Here is a 255-nt window from a genome sequence, read left to right as displayed (position 1 = left end):
TAAAGTGACTCCCTTGATCTGAATGAATCAGGGTTTGCGTCGCTAAACTCACCGGATGCTGGGCGATAAGTTGTCGTATCATCTTCAAAACAAACGCAATATGAAGCATCGGGCTGAGTTCATAAGACAGAATTTCGTTCGTAAAGGCATCTTTAACCGTCGCTAAATACGCCCACTTCTGCCTGCCATACGGCAAATAAGTAATATCCGTCAACAGCACGGAACGCGGTCCGTAAGCTCTAAACTCACGTTTAA

General features: G+C 45.1%; 1 protein-coding gene. It reads right to left on the bottom strand.

Going from position 1 to position 255, the window contains the following annotated elements; genetic code table 11:
* On the bottom strand, positions 1-214 hold a 214-nt coding region (locus ACEN4N_RS11615), incomplete at its 3' end, for a DDE-type integrase/transposase/recombinase (protein ID WP_407094280.1).
* Positions 215-255: the final 41 nt, after the last annotated feature.

The sequence above is a fragment of the Ruoffia sp. FAM 20857 genome, assembly GCF_045528645.1.
GTDB classification, from domain to species: Bacteria; Bacillota; Bacilli; order Lactobacillales; family Aerococcaceae; genus Ruoffia; species Ruoffia halotolerans.
This window is presented reverse-complemented; position numbering and strand designations above follow the sequence as displayed.